Source organism: Bosea beijingensis (assembly GCF_030758975.1).
Lineage (GTDB): Bacteria > Pseudomonadota > Alphaproteobacteria > Rhizobiales > Beijerinckiaceae > Allobosea > Allobosea beijingensis.
The window spans coordinates 4,349,693-4,369,257 of record NZ_CP132359.1; the positions used below are offsets into that span (position 1 = coordinate 4,349,693).

Below are 19,565 nucleotides of genomic sequence, written 5' to 3' on the forward strand. Positions count from 1 at the left end.
CGGCGGCATGAGACTGACGATTTATGGCGGGGTCGGCGAGAAGGGCCGGACCTGCATCGGCGTCGAGCATGGCGGAACCCGGCTCCTCCTCGATGCCGGCGTCGACACCAGCGCACGAGGGATCGCCTACCACCCGGCGATCACGCGAGCCGAACTCGAACGCATCGACGCGATCATCGTGACCCACGCCCATGAGGACCATGTCGCAGCGCTGGGCTGGTGCCTCGCCAACGGCTTTGCCGGCCGGATCCTGATGTCGGCCGAATCCGCGAGCGAAGCGGATGCGACGCTGGCCGCCTATGCGACGCCGGAGGAGCGGAAGCTCGCCGGACAAGCCCCCGTCGAGATCGTCAACGCCGGCATGGACTTCGCCATAGGGCCGATCGCGATCCACACCGGCCGCAGCGGCCATGTCGTTGGCGGCATCTGGTGTCACCTGAGCGCAGACGGGCGCAGCCTCGGCTATTGCGGCGACATCGTGCCGGATAGCCCGGTCTTCGCCATGGACGCGCTGCCCTCCTGCGACCTGCTGCTGGTCGATGCCTCCTACGGCGCCGACCACACTCCCGCCGCCGAACGCGGCGCAGCCATCAAGCGCTGGCTCGCCAATCATCCGCAAGGCGCCGTGCTGCCGACACCGCTTTCCGGCCGCTCCGTCGAGCTGATCGGACTGATCGACACACCGATCGCGATCCACCCCTCGATGCGCGAGGCGCTCGCCCAGCAGATCGCGGCTTCGACGTGGCTCAAGCCAGGTGCAGCCGACATTCTCTCGGCACGGTTTGCCGAAGCGCTGCTCTGGGAGGAAGGACAGCCCCTGCCGGAGGCCGCCCTGCTCGTCGATGACGGCATGGGGCTTGCCGGCCCCTCCAAGGCCGCACTCGCCCACGCCCGCCGCGAGCGTCATCCGGTCCTGCTGACCGGCGGGATTCCCAAGGACAGCCCGGCCGATCTCATGCTGGCCGCGAGCGAGGCCGAATGGCTGCGCTTCCCGACCCACCCAACCCTCCCGGAGAACATCGCGCTCGCCGCGGCCAGCGGCGCCGGCCGCATCCTCGCCCATTCCTGCAATGCCGCGACCGCTGCCGCGCTCGCGGCCGACATTCCCAAGCTCGTCACCGGCTTGAAGCCAGGCGATACCATCGAGATCTGACCATGCGCATCCTCATCGCCAATGACGACGGCATCGACGCTCCCGGCATCGCCCTGCTGCGCAAGGCCGCCGCGCGCGTCGCTTCCGACATCTGGATCGTCGCGCCCGAGCGGAAATGGACGGCCGCGAGCCATCATCTCTCCTTCGATAGGGAATTGACGCTGAGCCGGCGCGAACCGCAGGTCTACGCGCTGAACGGTACACCGGCCGATTGCGTCGTCGCGGCGATGACCGCGCTGTTCCGCGAGGGCGGCCAGCCCGATCTCGTGCTCTCCGGCGTCAATGACGGGCGCAACGCCGCCGAGGATGCCGCCTATTCCGGCACGCTCTCGATCGCCCGCGAGGCAAGCTTCTGGAACCTTCCGGCCATCGGCTTCTCCCGCACCAAGGGCGGAACCTCCGAGGAGCGCGACGTCGCCGCGCTCGCCGCCCTGATCGAGAATCTCTGGCGGATGCGCGCTGAATGGACCCGGGAGGGCACGTTCCTGAGCGTGAACCTCCCGAAAGAGCTGCCGGCCAAGGTGGGACTCGCCGGCATCGGACGCGACAAGATCGCGGGCGCGGCTGATATCGTCTCGGAAGAAGGCGTGAAGATCGTCTGGCGCATCCGACGCGGCCGGCCGCACACGAGCCGTCCCGGCGACGAGAACAGCTTGATCGATTCAGGCCGCATCGCCATCGTCCGCCATTGCTGGAGCGATGGCGCGCCCTTGGATGTGAGCTTTGCAGGGGAGTTGAACGCGGCGCTGCAGCGGCCCGCCGGATAGCACATACTGATTCTGCTCTGAAACACGCCGTCATCCCCGGGCTTGCCCCGGGATGACGGCATGGATCCACGGCCAAATCGGCAGGCTCAGCCTTCCAGAAACTGCATCCGGTGCAGCCGGGCATAGGCGCCGTCGCGCGCCAGCAACTCGTCGTGGCTGCCGGTCTCGACGACCTTGCCCTCGTCCATGACCACGATCATGTCGGCCTCGCGGATGGTCGACAGCCGGTGCGCGATGACGATGGTCGTGCGCCCCTTCATCAGCGACGCCAGGGCCTGCTGGACGAGCCGCTCCGATTCCGTGTCGAGCGCGCTTGTCGCCTCGTCGAGCAGCAGGATCGGCGCGTTCTTCAGGATAGCGCGCGCGATCGCGATGCGCTGGCGCTCGCCGCCCGAGAGCTTGTGGCCGCGCTCGCCGACCGGGGCGTCGTAGCCGCCAGGCATAGCCATGATGAAGTCATGCGCGGCGGCAGCCTTCGCGGCAGCGATGATCTCCTCCTCCGAGGCTTCCGGTCGCCCGAAGGTGATATTCGCCCGCACGCTGTCGTCGAAGAGCACGACGTCCTGGCTGACGACGCCGACCTGCCGGCGCAAGCTCCGCAGCGTGACGTTGCGCAGGTCCTGCCCGTCGATCTCGATCCGACCCTCGTTCGGGTCGTAGAGGCGCGGCACCAGCGCGAGCAGCGTCGACTTGCCCGAGCCCGAGCGGCCGACCAGAGCCATGGTCTTGCCGCCCTGCGCAACGAGATCGATGCCTTCCAGCGCGCGCTGGTCCTCGCGATAACGGAAGCGCAGATGGCGGAAGGCGACCTCGCCGGCCCCGACCGAAAGCGGCTTCGCATCGGGGCGGTCCAGCACCTGCGGCTTCTCGTCCATCAGCGCGTAGTAGCGCTTCAATGAAGCCCCGGCCTCCTGGACGATGGCGTTGAGATTGCCGAGCGAGCGCATTGGCTGGGCCGCGAGCAGCAGCGCCGAGACATAGCCGGTGAAATCGCCGACCGTCGAATTGCCGGAGGTGATGCGCACACCGATGGCGGCCAGCACGCCTGCAACCGCAAGGCCGCCGCCGACCTCGAGCAGCGGATCGAGCCGGCCGCGCGCATTGGCCGCCTTCATCTTCAGCGCCCGGATCGCCTCGAAGGCGTTGGCGGCGCGGCTCTTCAGATAGGGTTCGAGACGGTCGGTCTTGGCGACGCGGGCGCCCTGCAGGCTCTCGGTGACGAGATTGGCCATCAGGCCAGTCTGTTCCTGTTGGGAATTGGCCATGCGCCGGAGCTTGCGGCCGATCTTGCCGATCGGATGAGCGATCACCGGCGCGATCAGCAGCACGACCAGCGTCATCTGCCAGTCGATCCAGATCAGCGCGCCGACCAGCGCGATCGCCGTGACCACGTCACGGATCGCGATATTGACGATGCGGGTCAGCGCTTCCTTGACGAAGGTGAAGTCCGTCGTGAAGCGCTGGGTCAGCGAGGCCGGGTTCTCGCGTTGAAGCTGCGCCAGATCGGCATCGATCAGATGGCCGTAGAGCGCCGTCTGCATGTTCGCCTCGATGCGGCTCACGACATTATTGGTCATCACCGTCTGGGCGAGCAGGGAGAAACCCTTGATCGCAGTAACGATCACCACGACGGTCGCGACCGCGTTGATGACGCCGATATCGTAGCCGATCGATTTCGAGACCAGCCGTTCCATGCGCCGGACGAAGCCGGTCGATTCGGCCGTCAGCGGGTCGGCGAAGGCGTCGAACGCCGCCTTGATCAATAGCGGGTAGAAGCTCGTCGTCGCCGCGATGACCACGACGAGCCCGAGAATCATCAGCATCTGCGGGAGATAGGACCTGACCTGCTCGCGCCAGACACGGGCAAAGAGCGCGAGGGTATCGTCGGTGACGCGGCCGATCTTCATGCCGGGGGCCTATCATGGCAGACCTGCAAGCGCCACTGGCGCATGGCGGGGCCTGAATGAGGGGCCTTGCTACCGACACGAAGCTGTCTTCCCATGGCCACAACCGACTCAGGAGACTTCATGCCGCTATCCCCGCCGGCCCAGCCCGGCCAGAGCTTCGCCGAGATCGAAACCCCCGCCCTCGTGCTCGATCTCGATGCGTTCGAGCGCAATCTCGTCGCCATGGCGGCTTTCACCCAGGCCCATGGCATCCGGCTCCGGCCCCATGCCAAGTCGCACAAGAGCCCGGAGATCGCGCTGCGCCAGATCGCCCATGGCGCGGTCGGGCAATGCTGCCAGAAGGTCGGGGAAGCGGAAATACTGGTCGCCGGCGGCGTCGGCGACGTGCTGGTCACCAACGAGATCGTCGGCGCGTCCAAGCTCGATCGTCTCGCCCGCATCGCCCGCTCGGCGAAGATCGGTCTCTGCGTCGACCATCCCGACGGCGTGCGCGAGGCGGCGGAGGCCGCGGCCCGCAACGACGTGACGCTCGATGTCTATGTCGAGATCGATGTCGGCGGCCGGCGCTGCGGCGCCGCGCCCGGCGAAGCAGCCGTCCGTCTGGCGGAAGCGATCGCGCGCTCCAACACGCTGCGCTTCGCCGGTATCCATGCCTATCACGGCTCGGCCCAGCACATGCGCTCGATCGACGAGCGCCGTGAGGCGATCGAGCGATCCGGCCTCGCCGCCCGCAACACGATCGAACGGCTCAAGCATCACGGCCTGCCTTGCGAAATCGTCACCGGCGCCGGAACCGGCACCCATGAGCTGGAGACCCAGTCCGGCGTCTGGAACGAGATCCAGCCCGGCTCCTACATCTTCATGGACGCCGATTACGCCCGCAATCGCCAGGCCGACGGCACGCCCTTCCGCAGCTTCGAGCATGCGCTCTTCGTGCTCGCCGGCGTGATGAGCAAGCCAGTGCCGGACCGCGCGATCGTCGATGCGGGCCACAAATCGGCGGCGGTCGATTCCGGCATGCCGGTGCCATTCCGCCGCGAGGGCGTGATCTATACCAAGCCATCCGACGAGCACGGCATCCTGACCGGCGATCCGGTCGCGGTGCCGCATCGCGGCGACCGCCTGCTGCTGATCCCCGGCCATTGCGACCCGACGGTCAACCTGCACGACTGGTATGTCTGCGTCCGCGGCCTGCACGGGCCCGATGCCCATGTCGAGGCGCTCTGGCCCGTCGCCGCCCGCGGTGCCCTGATCTGAGCAGGCGATGCTCGCCGAGCTTGTCCTGAGCCTGGCTACACCGGCCGCGCGGATGACGCGCCGGCTCGGCCTCGTCGGGGAAAGCGTCGCGCTCTGGGCGCGCGGCAACCGGCAGCATCGGGCCTGGAGCTCCCATCACGAGCGCTGTCGCGCGGTGCTGACAGGGGTCATGGCAGAGCTGCCGCAACATCGGAAGGCCGTGGTCCTTGGCTCGGGCCTGCTGCGCGACATCCCGCTCGACCTGCTCTGCGAGCGCTTCGAGCAGGTTCTACTGGTCGATGCCGTCCACCTGCCGCAGATCCGCTTGCGCATGCGCTTCCGGCCAAAGGTCACACTCCTGACCCGCGACCTCACCGGCATCATGGGCTGGCTTGCCGAAGAAGACGGCGGACGTATCGGCCCGCTGGCCGACCTGATCGCCGATCCGGCCATCGATCTCGTCATCTCCGCCAATCTGATGTCGCAGCTTGCCTGGCCGATAGAGGACTGGCTGGACGATCATCCTGCTCGCGCGAAGCAGCTCCCGGCTGGCCTGCCGGCGCAATGCATTGCCTGGCATCTCGCCGACCTCCGCCGCTTCCCCGGCCGTGTCGTCCTGCTGAGCGATGTCGAGATGATCGAGCGTGACCGGGCGGGCGCGGTCACCGACCGCTTCGATCTCACGCGCGGGGTCGCACTGCCGCCACCTGATGAAAGCTGGGACTGGCCAGTCGCGCCCTTCGGCGAAGCCGAGCGCGACCGCGAAAGCATCCACCGCGTCGGCGCCTGGAGGGATTTCCGTTAAAGAACCGGCTCCGCCTTAAGGTCGCCAGCCGGTCTCCTGAACCGGAGCGTTCTCGCGCTCTTCCTCGCGGCGGGCCTCCTCGACGATGGCGAAAAGCGCGCGCAGCGCCGCATCGACGCCCTCGCCCGAAGCCGCCGAGAGGATGATCGGCATGCGCTTGGCCGCCCGCTTCAGGCGCGCGACCTGCTCCTTGAGCGCTTCCGGCGTCAGCGCATCGACCTTGGAGAGCGCGACGATCTCCGGCTTCTCGGCCAGCCCCTCGCCATAGGCCTCCAGTTCCTCCCGCACGGTCTTGTAGGCCTTGCCGGCATGCTCGCTGGTGCCCTCGACCAGATGCAGCAGCACGCGGCAGCGCTCGATATGGCCGAGGAAGCGGTCGCCCAGCCCATGGCCCTCATGCGCCCCCTCGATCAGGCCGGGGATATCGGCGAGCACCATCTCGCGCCCGTCGACACGGACGACGCCGAGCCCGGGATGCAGGGTCGTGAACGGATAATCGGCGATCTTCGGCTTCGCCGCCGTGACGGTGGCAAGGAAGGTCGACTTGCCGGCATTGGGCATGCCGACGAGGCCGGCATCGGCGATCAGCTTCAGGCGCAGCCAGACCCAGCGCTCTTCGCCCGGCAGGCCGGGATTGGCATGGCGCGGCGCCTGGTTGGTCGCGGTCTTGAAATAGGCGTTGCCGAAGCCGCCATTGCCGCCCTTGCACAAGACGAAGCGCTGGCCGGGCTCGGTCAGGTCGGCAACCTTGGTCTCGCCGTCCTCGTCGAGGATCTCGGTGCCCGGCGGCACTTTCAGCACGATCGCTGGCGAATTCGCGCCATGTCGATCCTTGCCCATGCCGTGCTCGCCGGTCTTGGCCTTGAAATGTTGCTGGAAGCGGAAATCGATCAGCGTGTTGAGGCCCTGCACGCATTCGATGACGATATCGCCGCCGCGCCCGCCATCGCCGCCATTGGGCCCGCCGAACTCGATGAATTTTTCGCGGCGGAAGGAGACGCAGCCGGCGCCGCCGTCACCCGCCTTCACATAGATCTTGGCCTGGTCGAGGAATTTCATGCTGTTTCACTAGTGATGCGCGGAGGAAAGGGCAATGGACCGGATCACGCCGCCTGCCGGAAAGCGCTCATCTCCTCGCGGAGCGCGTCGGCGAAGCGCTGCGCTGCCAGTCCCGGGCGCGGCGCCATGAGCAAGCCGACCGTCAGCTCGAACAGCGGCGGCAGCCCTTCAGCCGCCCCGAGGCGGCGCAGCGACGGCGGCACGGCACTCTCGGTGATCGCCGTGACGCAGAACCCTCCTTCCACCGCTGAGAGCACGCCCGAGGTATGCGAGCAGGAAAAGACCAGCCGATATGCCCGCCCCGCGCTGCTCAGCGCCCCCAGCACACGCGAGCGTGCCCGGCAGCCCTCCGAGAACAGGGCGAGCGGCAGCGTCTCCTGCAGTTCCGGCCGGTGGCCGCGCGCCGCGACCCAGATCATCGGCTCGCGCCGGAGCACCTCGCCCATCGGCCGGCTCGGGTCCTGCGAGACCACGGCGAGATCGAGGTCGCCAGCCTTGAGCGCCGGCTCGATCCGTTTCGAAAGGTCGCAATGCACCTCGAGCTCGACCTTGGGATGCTCCACCGCGAAACGCGCGATCAGCGGCCTGAGATAGGCATCCATGTAGTCGTCGGGCACGCCGATGCGCAGGCGGCCGGTCGGCGTCTCCCCGGCGAGATCGGCCAACGCCTCGCGCTCGACCGCGAGCAGGCGGCGCGCATGGGCGATCAGGCGCTCGCCGGCATCGGTCGGCGTCACGCCGCGGCGCGAACGCTCCAGCAGCTTGTGGCCGAGCTGGCTCTCCAGATCCTGGATGCGCACCGAGATCGCCGATTGCGTCCGGCCGAGCCGGGCGCTCGCCGCCGTGAAGCCGCCGGTCTCCGCCACGGCCACCAGCATGCCGAGCGCGGCGAGGTCGAAATGAGCGGTTATGACGTGCCTCCTTCGGGCGTTCGCGATCGATCGGTTTTAAGAATGGTTAAATCAGAATAATCCGTTTTTCCGATTGAAGGAAGCGGCCTATAGCATCGGCTGAACGAGGCCGAGCAGACCGCGCCGTCGCGGCCGAAGCTGGCTTCACCTTTTGTCAGAAGACACCATGTCCGCCCCTGCCATTCCCGTCCGGCCCGCATCGCCCGCGCTGGCGATGTTCCTCGCCCTGCTCGCCGGCGCGACCTGCATCGGCTTTTCCGGCATCTTCGTGCGCCTCGCCGATGTCGGCCCGGCCGCCGCCGGCTTCTGGCGCATGCTCTTCGCGCTACCGGTGCTGGTGGCCTGGACGGCGCTGGAGCAGCGCAGGCCGGCGAACGAGAAGATCGGTCGCGGCGCCTTCATCGCGGTCGCGCTGGCGGGCCTGACCTTCGGCATCGACGTCACGCTCTACAATGCCGCGCTCGGACACACGACGATCGCCAATGCCTCGCTGCTCGGCAATCTCTCGCCGGTCGGCGTCGTGCTTGGCGGCTGGCTTCTGCTCGGCGACAAGCCCTCGCGGCGCATCCTCGGCGCGCTGATGCTCGCCGTCGCCGGCGCGATCCTGCTGGTGCTGCCGAAATTCATCGGCACCGGGCAGGTCACCGGCAATCTCTTCGGCGACGGCCTCGCCTTCGGTGCCGCCCTGTCCTATGCCGCCTATATCCTCGCGGTGCGCCGCGCCCGCGACGGAGCCGGCGCCGGCTATGTCAGCCTCGTCTCCAGCGCGATCTGCGCCGTGTTCTGCCTCGTGGCCGCACTGGTGCTCGGCGAGCGGATCATTCCAATGAGCCTGCAGGGCTGGCTCGCAGTCGCGGCGCTCGGTCTCGTCTCGCATGCGCTGGGCCAGGGCCTGATCACGCTCTCGCTCGGCAGCTATGGCGCCGGCGCCGCCTCGCTCGTCATGGTCTGGCCGGCTCTGGTCAGCGTGCTCGCTGCCTGGGCGCTGTTCGGCGAGCAGCCGACCCCGGTCCAGGCCTTCGGCGGCGTCGCCATCCTTGCCGCCGTATTGCTGGTCCGGCGCGGCTGATTCCGCGCTCAGGCCGCCGGCTTAACACCATAGTGCAGGATCACGGTTCCGTTCTTGAGCGGACGGGCCGCGATTAGCGCATAGTGGCGCTTTTCCGTGTTCGGCTTGAACAAGGGCGTGCCCCGCCCGATCGTGACCGGCGCGACCGCGATCATGATCTCGTCGACGAGGCCGGCAGCCAAAAGCGACTCCGCCAATTCGGCGCTGCCGAAGACATAGATGTCCTTGCCGGCCTCCGCCTTCCGGCGCGTGATCTCACCGACGATATCCGCCGTCACCGTGGTGTTGTTCCAGTCGGAGCCGGTGAGGCTGCGTGAGGCCACGAGCTTCGGCAGGGCGTTCATGAAGACCTTGGTCTCGCCCTCCTCCTCGGCCGAGGTCCAATAGGCCTTCATGCCCTCATAGGTGACGCGGCCGAAGACCAGCAGACCGGCCTTGCGGCCGAAATCGCTGCTGAGTTCGGAGAGCTCATCGCCCCAGGCATCGCCATGGAAGCCGAGATCCCATTTCTCCTTGCCCTCGAAGAACCCTTCCAGCGTCATCAGATTCCAGACGATCACCTTGGCCATCGCATCCTCCTGATATGTCCGGTTAAAACCAGTTTCGATTTACAATCAGTTGCTGGATAGCGAAACTGATCTTATATTGCAAGCGGTTTTGGAGACGAGCATGCGCGAGACCAGCCGTTCGGGCTGTCCGATCAATCTGACGCTGGAAATCCTGGGCGATCGCTGGAGCCTGATCGTGCTCCGCGACATCATGTTCGGCAACCGCCGGCATTTTCGCGAGATGCTGGCGAAGTCGGACGAGGGCATCGCCTCGAACATCCTCGCCGACCGCCTGAAGCGCCTGGTCGAGAAGGGCCTGCTCTCGCGCCGCGACGACGCCACCCACAAGCAGAAGGCGATCTACAGCCTGACCGAGATGGGCATCGCGCTCGTCCCCGTCTTCGCCGCGATGGGTGAATGGGGCCGAAACTTCCTGCCGGTAACCGAGGAACTCTCGATCCGCGCCGAACTGCTGAGCGAAGGCGGCCCGGCGCTCTGGGAGCGCTTCATGCAGGAGCTGAGGCATCTCCATCTCGACGCCCCCAAGCCCGAGCAATCCGTGCTCGCCGAGCTGACGCAGGCCTATCGGGACGCGCTGGCACGGCGTCAGGCCATGGCGGGCTGAAGCCCACCAGAACTTATCCCCGTATGCCGTAGCGACATCACACTGGTGCTCCGTCTAGGAGCCCCTCATGCCGATCCTCCGCCCCTATGCCGATCGCGAACTGCGCGCCGCCCGGCTTCGCCTGTTGCGGCTACGCGACGAGCTTTGCCTGATCCGGCGCGACCACTTCTACCGCAAATACAACCCCAACCAGCCGCGCGTGCCCTCCGGCAATGCCGGTGGTGGGCAATGGACCAGCGGCGCGGGCGGAGGCGGCAGCTCCGGCGGCGGCACAGACGGAGGAGATCCGCTGTCTCCCGATGGCAGCTCGCTGGATGCCGATACCGGCTGGTCCTCGCTCGGCGAGGGTTGGAACGAGGATGGCTCCATCTTCGAGCAGACCGTCACGGACGGCGAGGGCACGACGATCCGGTCGGAATACGCCGCCTCGCGCGAAGCCAGCTTCGACGAACGCCAGACCGTCATCCAGCCCGATGGCAACAAGACCAGCTTCGAGACGACCGGCAACGTCCAGTCGATCTATGACGGCGGCCCCGACGGCGACCTCGTTGCCCGTACGACCTGGACCGCATCCGGACCCGAGCCTGACGCGACAGTGCAGCCGGCTTTTGCGCCCCTAGTCGCCACGCCGACCATCATCACCGGCGGAGCTATTCTGTTCGGCTGGATGTCGCCGTTCAACGGCATCGACGGCCAGCAAGCCGTCATGGGCTTCAACGCCCGCGACTATCAACTGGGAGACGCCACAAGCGGCAAGCTCGACCTCAGCTTTTCCGGACGCATAGCGGAGGAACAAGCCGAGCTGGCTTGTCGGCGTTTGCCCGATGTCCGGGAACTGGCCGATCGTGCAGCCAACGCGACCGGTTCTCCTGAACTCTACCCGTCACGAACTGTTTATGGAACGGATGTCCACACGCGCTTCGCGCAATATGTCAATGACCTGAACGACTTCCGCTTCCGAGCCGAACGATCATTTCTCAAAGAGCAGATTGAAGGAGTCGATAGCCAGAAAGTACCCTACGGGTATCCGCGGCCGATCCGTGTGGACGCTTATGAATATCGCGATGATGGCACGCTTTGCGTCTATGATCTCAAAACCGGTAAAGCCGGTTTGGCCGACAGGCGAGCTGATATCCTCGCCAATGCCATCAAGTTGGGGTTCAACTCGGTTCGACGGGTCATTGTCATGGAGGTAAGGCCGAGACAATGACAACCAAGAAGCAGATCAAGACGCTGTTCGACCGACTGGTGGCTCGCAACGACGATCTTATCGTGAAAGATCATTACGTCTTCAAGGTGCCCTACCTCATGCTGAGGCCGATGCAGCATGTTTCCCGCTCTATCTCGATCGACCGCACGTCACGCGCCGATGATCCGAATTTTTTTTGGCATGTCGGGCATTGCTTCAGGCCTTTCGGCTCGCTGGGAGGTCTCGCTGCCGAATGGTTCGTGCTGCCCCGCGGCAAGCCGAGGCGGTGGTCGGAAACCGGTTTCATCGAAACGGCAGTCGAGGAGATCGAGACGAATATTCTGCCCATGCTGCGCCGCGTACAAACCATCGAGGACATGTTTCGAATCGAGGGAGTGCCGCGATCTCATGAATATGACGGTTCGCTCAATCATTACGCACCCTATCGCCTCGCCATCGCGGTAGCCTTGGGGCGCTGGGACGAATCCCTCACCATCTACGGGGAGATCAAGGACTTCTATCTCCGCATGACGTCATGGCCGCGCCCCGATTACGAGAAAGCTTCAGAACTTGGCGCGTTGATCGCCGATGGAGACCGTGCTGGAGTCGCCTCCCTTCTCCACGGGTGGGAAGACGACTTCGTCGCCCGCAACGGCCTCGAAGACATCTACGAGCGCACGCCCTTCCCGCTCGAACTCCAGCCCTGACCCCTCACTCCGCCGCCATGCGCGGCGCGGCCGGCTTCGACATCGCTTCCGCCGTCGCTATCGCCGGCGCCGCGTGCTCCTCGATCGGCTCCCACTGGCTCTCATCCTCGGCCTTGCCGAAGAAGCGGCCGAAGAGCCAGGCCGTCGCCCGCGAGAGATCGTCCATCACCATGTAGAAGGACGGCACGAAGACCAGCGAGAGCACGGTCGAGACGATCAGGCCGCCGATCACCGCGATCGCCATCGGCGCGCGGAACTCGCCGCCGTCGCCGACGCCATAGGCCGAGGGCAGCATGCCCGCCGCCATCGCGATCGTGGTCATCAGGATCGGCCGCGCCCGCTTGCGGCCGGCCTCGATCAACGCCGTGAAGCGGTCCTTGCCGCGCCCGACCTCCTCGACCGCGAAATCGACCAGCATGATCGCGTTCTTGGTGACGATGCCCATCAGCATGAGCAGGCCGATATAGACCGGCATCGACACGGCGTTGTTGGTCGCAAGCAGCGCGATCACCACGCCGCCGAAGGAGAGCGGCAGCGAGAGCAGGATCGTGATCGGCTGGAAGACCGAGCCGAACAGCAGGATCAGCACCGCCAGCACCAGCATCAGGCCGGTGGTCATCGCGGTGACGAAGCCCTGCACGACCTCGCCCTGGATCTCGGCATCGCCGGTCGCGGCGATCCAGACGCCATCAGGCAGGCCGACCTCCTTGACGATCTCCTGGAACTTGTCCTGGGCGGTGCCGAGCTCGAAGCCGCGCTTCAGGTCGGCGCCGATCTGGGCGCGGCGGACGCGGTCATAGCGGTCGATCGAGCTCGGGCCTTCGCCGAAGCCGATCTCGGCCACCGCCGTCAGCGGGATCGAGACACCGTTCGCATTGGTCACGCGAAGCGCTGCTATGTTGCGCATGTCGGTGCGGGCGGCCTCGTCGAGCTGGACGCGGATCGGCACCAGCCGGTCGCCGGCATTGAACTTGGCGAGGTTGGGCCCGACATCGCCGATCGTGGCGACGCGCACGGCTTCCGAGATCGCCTCCGGCGTGACGCCGAGATTGGCTGCCTCCTCCAGCTTCGGCGTGACGCGCAATTCCGGCCGGCTCAGCGAGCCCGCGGTCGCGACATTGAGATAGCCGTCGACCTGGCGCATCCGCGCCTCGATCTTGGCCACCGCAGCGTCGAGCGCCTCACCGTCCTTCGACAGGATCGAGAAGGCCATCTCGCGCTCGCCGCGCTCGTTGACATACCAGGCGCGCACATCCGGCACGCTGGCGAGCTTCTCGGCGATCGTGACCTTCAGCTCCTTCTGGGCGATGTCGCGCTCGGCCTTGGGCTTGAGCAGGATAAAGACGGAGGCGCGGCGCACCTCGCGCTGGCCGGTCGGCGACGACCCGCCGAGCACGAAAACGTCGCGCACTTCCGGAATCGTCTTCAGGACATCGACGAGCTTGTCGGTGGTGACGCGGGTATCCTCCAGCGTCGAACCCGGCGGCAGCTCCACCGAGGCGACGACGCGCGAGGTATCCTCGTCGGGGATGAAGCCGGTCGGCAGCATCTGCGTCGCCTGGATCGAGCCGATCAGGAACATGAAGCCGATCACCAGCGTCGCATAGGCCGTGTTGAACGGCATGGTCCGCCAGCGCCCGGAACCGTCGAAGCGCGGGAAGAACGGCATGCGCCGCTTCTTCAGCGTGCCCTTGAGCAGGCCGACATAGCCACGCATGATCCAGCCATCCTTGGGATCGGCATGGTTGACGGGCTTCATCAGATAGGCCGCCATCATCGGCGTGATCAGGCGCGCGACCAGGAGCGAGAACAGCACGGCGACCGCGACCGTCAGGCCGAACTGCCTGAAATACTGGCCGGCGACGCCACCCATGAACGAGACCGGCGCGAAGATCGCGACGATGGTCAGCGTGATCGCAATGACCGCAAGGCCGATCTCGTCGGCCGCCTCCATCGCGGCGCGATAGGGCGATTTGCCCATCTTCATGTGCCGGACGATATTCTCGATCTCGACGATGGCGTCGTCGACCAGGATGCCCGTCACCAGCGTGATGCCGAGCAGGCTGACGAGGTTGAGCGAGAAGCCCATCAGCTCCATCGCCCAGAAGGTCGGGATCGCCGAAAGCGGCAGCGCCACCGCCGTGATCAGCGTCGCCCGCCAGTTGCGCAGGAACAGGAAGACGACGAGGACGGCGAGCCCGGCGCCTTCCAGCAGCGTCTCCATCGCCGCCTTGTAGTTGCCGTAGGTATAGGCGACGGCGTCGTCGATCGGCGTGAGCTTGATGTCCGGGAAGCGCTTGTTCAGCTCCTCCACGCGCTGCGCCACGACATCCTTCACCGAAAGCTCGCTCGATCCCTTCGAGCGGAACACCGCGAAGGTCACGACCGGGCTCTTGTTCAGGCGGCCGAAGGCACGCGGCTCGGAATTGGAATCCTCGACGCGGCCGAGTTCCTTCAGGCGCACCTCGCGCCCGCCCGAAAGCGTGATCTTGGTCTCCGCGAGGTCCGCGACGGTGCGCGCGCCGGCGAGCGTGCGGATCGCCTGCTCCTGCCCGCCGACCTCGCCGCGGCCACCGGCCAGATCGACATTGGTCGCGCGGATCTGGCGATTGACCTCGCCTGCGGTGATGCCGAGCGCGAGCAGGCGGTCGGGATCGAGCGAGATGCGGATCTCGCGATCGACGCCGCCATAGCGCTCGACCCGGCCAACGCCCTTCAGCCCCTGCAATTCGCGCGCGACGACATCGTCGACATGCCAGGAGAGCTGTTCCAGCGTCATGCCGGCCGAAGCCGCGCCATAGGTCAGGATCGACTGGCCCTCGACATCGATGCGCTGGATGATCGGCTCGTCGATGGTGCGCGGCAGGTCGGCCCGGATCTTGGCGATGGCGTCCTTGACGTCGTTGACGGCCCGGTCGGTATTGGTTTCCAGCCGGAACTCGATCAGCGTCAACGACTGGCCGTCGGTCAGCGTCGAGGTGACGTGCTTGACGCCGGTGATGTTCGCGACCGTGTCCTCGACGCGCTTGCTGACCTGGCTTTCCAGCTCGGCCGGCGCCGCGCCGGACTGCGTCACGGTGACGGAGACCAGCGGGATATCGATGTTCGGGAAGCGTGTGACCGGCAGCTTCGAGAAGGCGAGCAGCCCGAGCACGCAGAGCACGACGAAGAGCAGGATGGCCGGAACCGGCTTCCGGATCGACCAGGCGGAGAAATTGACGTTCATGCGCAGCGCCCGTCAGTTCGTCGCGACTGGCGTGACGATGTCGCCGTCGCGCACGAATGTGCCGGCGCGCGCGACGACCGTCTCGCCCTCGCTGATGCCGCTCGCGATCTCGGCGCGGCCATGGCCGACAAGCCCGAGCGTCACCGGCTTGGTCGTGACCTTGCCGTCCTTCACGGACTGAACGGTCGCGCCGGCGCGGTTATAGGTGATGGCCGAAAGCGGCAGGGTGACGGCGCGCTTGCGGCCGGTCTCGATGATCCCGCGCGAGAAGGAGCCGATGGCGACCGGCGGGTTGCCGTCGAGCGCGACGAGGACACGGCCGAGGCGCGAGGCCTTGTCGACCTCCGGCATGATCAGGCGGATCGTGCCGGCCAGCGCATCATTGGCACCTGCGGGGGTCACGGCGACGGCCTGCCCGAGCTTGAGCTTGGGAAGCTCGACCTCGGCGACCTGCGCCTCAAGCTCCACCGCGCCATCGGCGATGATCCGGAACAGCGGATCGGTCTGCGGCAGCATGCTCGCCATCGCGCCGAGCCGCGCCGTCCGCCGGCTGACGATGCCGGCGCGCGGGGCCTTGATCTCGGTGCGCGCCAGTTTGACCGCGATGTCCTTGCCTTGTGCCTGTGCCAGGGCGAGGTCGGCACTGGCGATCGCCAGCGCCTGCCGCGCCGAATTGGCGCGGGCTTGTCCGGAACGGGCAGCGGCGGCGCGCTGGTCGAACGTCTCGACGCTGGTATTGCCGCTCTCGCGCAGGGCCTTGGTCCGGTCGAAGGCATTGTTGGCCTGGACGAGATTGGCGTCGGCCTCGGCGATCTGGGCTCTGGCCTGCGCGATCAGAGCCTCGGCACGGGCGATCTGGGCGTCGTTCTGCGACTTCTGAACCTCGAGCGTCGTACGGTTCAGCCGGGCGAGCACCTGCCCCTGAGCCACCTTGTCCCCCTCCTGCACCAGCAATTCGACGATCGCGAGCCCGTCGACCTCCGGTGCGACCAGGATTTCGTCGCGCGCGACGATCGAGCCGGAGACGACCACGCTCTGGACGATCTCGGTCGTCTGCGCCTGTGTCACCGTGACGGAAGGCCCGGCAGCCGCCGGCGCGGCCGGAGCGGCGGTCTGGGCCCGCAGCGGCAACGGCGCAGCGAGCAGCGCGAGGGCGATCATCGCATTCAGCGGAACGATCGAGCGAAGAGACATCGGAAAGGGTCCTGTTGCGGCCATCAGGCCAGACGGAAATGGGGAAAGCCCGGCGGAAGCAGAAATCACGACTGCGTCTCCGTTTCGGGCAGGAGCATGGTCTGCGAGAGCTGGCGCATGCCGGTGAAAAGCGTATCGGCGGCGGCGGGTACCTCGAAATTCGGGTCCATCGCCCGCCGGCAGAAGAAGCCGTCCGCCATCATCGAGATCGCCATCAGGAAGCGGCCTTCGTCGAGGCGCGGCGGCAATTCGCCATTCTCCTTGGCCTTGCGGATCGCCGCGGCCAGGCCCTCGATCACGGTGCCCTCGATATCCGCGCACATCCGCGCCATGCCCGGATTGCGCGCGGCCTCGGCCCAGATCTGCACGGCGATCACCGCCTTCTCGCGCGGCTGCTCCACGAGATGCTTGCGGCCGAGCGCCTCGAGCTGATCGAGAAGCGAGCCGTTATCCGGGCAGAGTTTGCCGAAATCCTCCGCGATCAGGCTGCGATCGCGTTCGGTCATGCCCTCGATGATCGCGTCCTTCGAGGAGAAGTAGCGATAGAGATTGCCCGGGCTCATGCCAGCCTCAGCCGCGACATCCTGCATCGTCGCCGCATGGAAACCGGCGCGCGCGAAGACGCGCTCCGCCGCGTCGAGGATGCGGATATGCCGCTCCGACAGGGCGGACTCGGGCGACGATGCGGGAACCACGGGTGACATGAGAACTCGAAACGATGAGAATGAACGTTCATTCTCATTTCAGATATCATCGCCGACGTCAAGTTGAGCGTCTCTCGCGCCCCTTGGCTGCAGCGACAAGCAGGCCGAAGATTGCCGGACGATTGCCGCATTCCTGCGCATAAATCGCTTGCTTCGTTCCGTCTGGAACCGCATGCTCGGGAGCGATCTGGCATGGCTTCGCGCGCCGCCACTCCCGGATGTCACGCGCGAGCGACCTTGAAGTCCGTGATGAACGACCACGCCTTCCCCTTGCGTCCGGCTCGCCGCACCCGCTCTCCCCTCACCGCCCGCAAGCCGATTCCCGCGCCGAAGCCGGTGCTGGTCGTGCTGCATCAGGAGCACTCGACGCCCGGCCGCGTCGGCCGCCTGCTGCAAGCCCGAGGCCATGCGCTCGACATCCGAAAGCCGCGCTTCGGCGATGCGCTGCCGACGACCATGCGCGAGCATGCCGGCGCGGTGATCTTCGGCGGCCCGATGGGCGCGAACGATCCCGAGAATTTCGTCAAGGCCGAGATCGACTGGATCGGCACCTGTCTCAAGGAGGATGCCGCCTTCCTTGGCATCTGCCTGGGCGCGCAGATGCTGGCCAAGCATATGGGCGCGCGGGTCTATACCCATGGCGAGGGCCGGGCCGAGGTCGGTTATTACCCGCTCGCGATCACGGAAAGCGGCCATTCCCATGCGGCGACCGCCGGTTTCACCTGGCCCGGCACCGTCTACCAATGGCACCGCGACGGCTTCGACTGCCCGACCGGGGCGGAGTGCCTCGCGACCGGTGGCGATTTCCCGGTGCAGGCCATCCGCGCCGGTTCCAAGGCCTACGGCATCCAGTTCCACCCGGAAGTGACGCCGGCGATGATGTATCGCTGGTCGGTGCGCGGCTATGAGCGCACGCTGATGCCGGGCGCCCAGCTCGGCCATACCCATATTCCCGGCTGGTTCCAGCACGATCCGGCGATCCGGCTCTGGCTCGACGCCTTCCTCGACCATTGGCTGAAGGAGCCGGCAGCAGCCGGAACGACATCGCCTTGACCCGTACAGCTCTCGTTCTCGGCGCCGGCATGGTCGGCGTCTCCTGCGCGCTCGCACTCCAGAAGCGTGGGCTGGCGGTCACGCTGATCGACCGCAAAGCGCCCGGCTGCGAAACCTCCTACGGCAATGCCGGCGTGCTCGCGGCCTCCTCGATCGTTCCGCTCAACAACCCCTCGCTCTACGCCAAGATCACCGGCTATCTCGGCAACCGCCACCCGGCGCTCAACCTGAGCTGGGCCCGTGCCCTCACACGGCCGGGCTGGCTGCTGCGCTTCCTCTGGGAGGCCCGCCCGTCGCAGGCCAAGGCCCGTATCACCGCCTTGCAGGCGCTGACGGCGAGCACGGTCGAGCGCCACCGCGCCCTGATGGCGGAGGCCGGCGTGTCACACCGCCTGCGCGAGACCGGGACGATCAAGCTCTGGCGCACCGAAGCCGGCCATGAGGCTGCCCGGGCCGAGCATGATTTCCTGAAGCGTCACGGCATCGAGTCGCAGATTCTAGACCGGCAGGCCATTTCCGGCATCGAGCCCGACCTGAACCCGATCTTTCCGGCAGGGCTGCTGATCCCCTGCGTCGGCTCGGTCGATTCACCCGGCGCCGTCACCGAAGCTTATGCCGCGCTCTTCGCCGAGCGCGGCGGCCGGATCGAGCAGGCCGCGATCACCGGACTCGCCCGCAACGGCAAGGGCTGGCGCGCGAGCACCGCGTCGGGCGGCTTCGAGGCCGATATCGCGGTCGTCGCGCTCGGCCCCTGGAGCGGCGACCTGCTGAAGCCGCTTGGGATCGATCCGAAGCTCGATGTCGAGCGCGGCTATCACCGCCATCTCAAGCCGGAAGCCGGCACCGGCCTGTCGCGGCCGATCTACGATGTCGACGGTGCCTATTACATGGCACCGATGGAGCAGGGTTTTCGCGTCACCAGCGGCGTCGACCTGTCATTTCGCGACGCGCCCGACGAGCACCGCCAGATCGATGGCGCGACCGCCGCGGCACGCGAGGCCTTCCCGCTCGGCGAGGTCGTCGGCGAAACCTGGCGCGGCGCCCGGCCGACCCTGCCGGATTCCCTGCCGATGATCGGCGAGGCACCCCGCAATCCCGGCCTCTGGCTCGCCTTCGGCAACCAGCATATCGGCTTCTCGACCGGTCCGATCACCGGCGAGATGATTGCCGCGATGGTTTGCGGCGAGAAGCCGCCTATCGACCCGATGCCGTTCCGGCCGGGGCGCTATATCCGCTGATGAAGCGTGTCTTCTCGCACGCGCTGCGGCACGAAGTGCTGCTGCGCGCACGGGATGACACCCTGACTGAGCCGAGCGCGAATGCGCTGGCGTGAGTCGGCTGACGTGGCGGCCGAGAACCGGAGCGGAGCGTACATCAGTACGTGAGCACCGGAAGCGCAGGCCGCCGCGTCA

Annotated in this window: 17 protein-coding genes; 10 read left to right on the forward strand and 7 right to left on the reverse strand. The window is 66.8% G+C overall.

Annotated features, from left to right (window positions below; all coding sequences use genetic code 11):
* The first annotated feature begins 7 nt into the window (after window positions 1-7).
* A complete protein-coding gene (locus Q9235_RS20675; RefSeq protein WP_306223693.1) occupies window positions 8-1,153 on the forward strand; it encodes an MBL fold metallo-hydrolase in 1,146 nt (381 codons plus the stop codon).
* A 2-nt stretch (window positions 1,154-1,155) separates the two neighbouring features.
* Complete coding sequence (gene surE / locus Q9235_RS20680; RefSeq protein WP_306223694.1) at window positions 1,156-1,920, forward strand: 5'/3'-nucleotidase SurE; 765 nt, start codon at window positions 1,156-1,158, stop codon at window positions 1,918-1,920.
* A gap of 86 nt (window positions 1,921-2,006) precedes the next feature.
* Here the strand turns inward: surE and Q9235_RS20685 are convergent, their stop codons facing one another.
* Window positions 2,007-3,827, reverse strand: a complete 1,821-nt coding sequence (locus Q9235_RS20685) for an ABC transporter ATP-binding protein (protein ID WP_306223695.1) — start codon at window positions 3,825-3,827, stop codon at window positions 2,007-2,009.
* 120 nt (window positions 3,828-3,947) lie between these two features.
* On the opposite strand from Q9235_RS20685, the gene Q9235_RS20690 reads away from it, so the two are divergent.
* Window positions 3,948-5,084 carry a DSD1 family PLP-dependent enzyme gene (locus tag Q9235_RS20690; protein ID WP_306223696.1) on the forward strand — a complete coding sequence of 379 codons (1,137 nt, stop codon included), beginning with the start codon at window positions 3,948-3,950 and terminating at the stop codon, window positions 5,082-5,084.
* A 7-nt stretch (window positions 5,085-5,091) separates the two neighbouring features.
* Window positions 5,092-5,868, forward strand: a complete 777-nt coding sequence (locus Q9235_RS20695; protein ID WP_306223697.1) for a hypothetical protein — start codon at window positions 5,092-5,094, stop codon at window positions 5,866-5,868.
* Between the two features lie 15 nt (window positions 5,869-5,883).
* Here the strand turns inward: Q9235_RS20695 and obgE are convergent, their stop codons facing one another.
* Complete coding sequence (obgE, locus tag Q9235_RS20700; RefSeq protein ID WP_306223698.1) at window positions 5,884-6,927, reverse strand: GTPase ObgE; 1,044 nt, start codon at window positions 6,925-6,927, stop codon at window positions 5,884-5,886.
* A 44-nt stretch (window positions 6,928-6,971) separates the two neighbouring features.
* Window positions 6,972-7,805 carry a LysR family transcriptional regulator gene (locus Q9235_RS20705; protein ID WP_306223699.1) on the reverse strand — a complete coding sequence of 278 codons (834 nt, stop codon included), beginning with the start codon at window positions 7,803-7,805 and terminating at the stop codon, window positions 6,972-6,974.
* Window positions 7,806-8,004: 199 nt separating this feature from the next.
* Between Q9235_RS20705 and Q9235_RS20710 the strand changes: the two genes are divergently transcribed.
* On the forward strand, window positions 8,005-8,907 hold the full coding sequence (locus Q9235_RS20710) for a DMT family transporter (RefSeq protein WP_306223701.1): 903 nt from the start codon (window positions 8,005-8,007) through the stop codon (window positions 8,905-8,907).
* Between the two features lie 8 nt (window positions 8,908-8,915).
* Here the strand turns inward: Q9235_RS20710 and Q9235_RS20715 are convergent, their stop codons facing one another.
* Window positions 8,916-9,476 carry a dihydrofolate reductase family protein gene (locus tag Q9235_RS20715; RefSeq protein ID WP_306223702.1) on the reverse strand — a complete coding sequence of 187 codons (561 nt, stop codon included), beginning with the start codon at window positions 9,474-9,476 and terminating at the stop codon, window positions 8,916-8,918.
* A gap of 100 nt (window positions 9,477-9,576) precedes the next feature.
* On the opposite strand from Q9235_RS20715, the gene Q9235_RS20720 reads away from it, so the two are divergent.
* The 3 genes from Q9235_RS20720 to Q9235_RS20730 all read left to right on the forward strand — a co-directional run bounded on the left by Q9235_RS20720 (window position 9,577) and on the right by Q9235_RS20730 (window position 11,976).
* Window positions 9,577-10,080 carry a winged helix-turn-helix transcriptional regulator gene (locus Q9235_RS20720; protein WP_306223704.1) on the forward strand — a complete coding sequence of 168 codons (504 nt, stop codon included), beginning with the start codon at window positions 9,577-9,579 and terminating at the stop codon, window positions 10,078-10,080.
* 67 nt (window positions 10,081-10,147) lie between these two features.
* Window positions 10,148-11,290: a hypothetical protein gene (locus Q9235_RS20725; RefSeq protein WP_306223705.1), complete on the forward strand. Its 1,143-nt coding sequence runs from the start codon at window positions 10,148-10,150 to the stop codon at window positions 11,288-11,290.
* A complete protein-coding gene (locus tag Q9235_RS20730; RefSeq protein ID WP_306223707.1) occupies window positions 11,287-11,976 on the forward strand; it encodes a hypothetical protein in 690 nt (229 codons plus the stop codon). The genes Q9235_RS20725 and Q9235_RS20730 overlap by 4 nt, the downstream gene beginning before the upstream one ends.
* 4 nt (window positions 11,977-11,980) lie before the next feature.
* Here Q9235_RS20730 and Q9235_RS20735 read toward each other — a convergent pair whose 3' ends face one another.
* The 3 genes from Q9235_RS20735 to Q9235_RS20745 all read right to left on the reverse strand — a co-directional run bounded on the left by Q9235_RS20735 (window position 11,981) and on the right by Q9235_RS20745 (window position 17,100).
* On the reverse strand, window positions 11,981-15,202 hold the full coding sequence (locus tag Q9235_RS20735; RefSeq protein WP_306223709.1) for an efflux RND transporter permease subunit: 3,222 nt from the start codon (window positions 15,200-15,202) through the stop codon (window positions 11,981-11,983).
* Window positions 15,203-15,214: 12 nt separating this feature from the next.
* A complete protein-coding gene (locus tag Q9235_RS20740) occupies window positions 15,215-16,396 on the reverse strand; it encodes an efflux RND transporter periplasmic adaptor subunit (protein WP_306223710.1) in 1,182 nt (393 codons plus the stop codon).
* A gap of 65 nt (window positions 16,397-16,461) precedes the next feature.
* Complete coding sequence (locus Q9235_RS20745; protein WP_306223711.1) at window positions 16,462-17,100, reverse strand: TetR/AcrR family transcriptional regulator; 639 nt, start codon at window positions 17,098-17,100, stop codon at window positions 16,462-16,464.
* A 249-nt stretch (window positions 17,101-17,349) separates the two neighbouring features.
* On the opposite strand from Q9235_RS20745, the gene Q9235_RS20750 reads away from it, so the two are divergent.
* Both Q9235_RS20750 and Q9235_RS20755 read left to right on the forward strand, forming a co-directional pair.
* The gene (locus Q9235_RS20750; protein WP_306223712.1) at window positions 17,350-18,153 is read left to right on the forward strand and encodes a glutamine amidotransferase; all 804 of its coding nucleotides are present in this window, start codon (window positions 17,350-17,352) and stop codon (window positions 18,151-18,153) included.
* Window positions 18,150-19,391, forward strand: coding sequence for an NAD(P)/FAD-dependent oxidoreductase (locus Q9235_RS20755; protein WP_306223713.1), 1,242 nt, complete (start codon window positions 18,150-18,152; stop codon window positions 19,389-19,391). Before Q9235_RS20750 ends, Q9235_RS20755 begins: the two co-directional genes overlap by 4 nt.
* Window positions 19,392-19,565: the final 174 nt, after the last annotated feature.